Origin of the sequence: Streptomyces sp. NPDC058632, from assembly GCF_042717095.1 — a bacterium.
Taxonomy (GTDB): Bacteria; Actinomycetota; Actinomycetes; order Streptomycetales; family Streptomycetaceae; genus Streptomyces.
On record NZ_JBHXQZ010000215.1, the window covers coordinates 1 to 1,279 of the forward strand.

Consider the following 1,279-nt stretch of genomic DNA (forward strand, 5'->3'; position numbering starts at 1 on the left):
GTCTTACATAAACCGTTCCGGTTTATTCCAGAGGCTGTCTGTTTTTAAAAGCTGCGTTGCCCTTGCTTTTATCACCAGAACAGCACCGGCAACGGTGCCATTACACCCCTGAACATTTCCCTCCAGGGAATGTGGGGGTGTGCTGTCAGTCCCCGAAAATCAAAAGCGGGTTGGACAGTGACGATGGTGATCCATCGATCCCATTCCACCCTAGAAGCTCCTGATAGCCCATTAGCGAGCCGATTAAGGTCGTTTGACATGGTTGGCCGGCTTTTTGGCCAAGCGTGTCAAATGGCCCAACAACGAACGCAGTGAGGCGTTAGGCTCGATTGCAGCACATAGATCCGACGGAGCTACCGCATTTACAGGACGCCAGCCCATTCGGGCGATGGCTTTCCCCAGTGCTCTCGCTCTGTTGATCTCATGGTTTGCCGTCGTCCTACGGCCTAGGCCACCCACTCAATCACCATAACGAGGCTTGTGGAACCTGCTTCGCGTTGCGGTAGATCCGTCCTATCCGAATGCAATCTAACGGGCTGAAAATGCCCTTATTTTTGATTGCTATAACGAAGGTCAAAAGAGGGTAATACAAGATATAAGATACTGGGAACCACGTATTCCGTGGCTTTCAGCCAATTTTTATACTCTGTGGAGGTAAGTTTTATACTCTGTGGAGGTAAGTTTTATACTCTGTGGGGGTATGAAATGAGTGTAAAAAAAAGTATACCCTCGCTATTTCAAGGCTCTAAATTGTACTTTTTTAAAAGTAAGTTCGTTACCGTGTGGGGGTATGCTTTGTACTCTTTTAAGGGTATTGACAATACTTTTAAAATGGTATATACTGGGAATAAGCAACTATTTATAGGAACATATTATGTCTTCTAAAAGACCTACAAAAAACCATATATACACACATGAAACACATGCAGTAAATAACGAAACCGGCGAAGTTATTTCATCATCAAAAGAAACTATTATTCAGTTTCCTGCTGAACCTGAATATATAAAGCTTTATTTAGACGATATTAATCGCCTCTACGATCTTCCAAACAACTCCATCTTATACGAGCTTATGAAGCGTATGGACTATGATGGGTTGATTAATATAAGCAAATACGGCAAAGACATGATTTGTGAAAAGCTTAATTTAAAACCACAGACCTTTGCAAATTATCTTGGAAAATTAAAAGATAAGGACATTATTCTCCCTGTCGGTCGTGGCACATTTATGCCGAATCCAAACCTTTTTGGCAAAGGCACATGGAAAGACATTTATAAT

The 1,279-nt window shown here is 42.5% G+C and carries 1 protein-coding gene; it reads left to right on the forward strand.

The genetic code is table 11. The features are described 5' to 3' along the window. Window positions 1-874: 874 nt before the first annotated feature. The coding region (locus ACFWVE_RS35045) for a hypothetical protein (RefSeq protein WP_384023322.1) at window positions 875-1,279 on the forward strand (405 nt) is incomplete at its 3' end.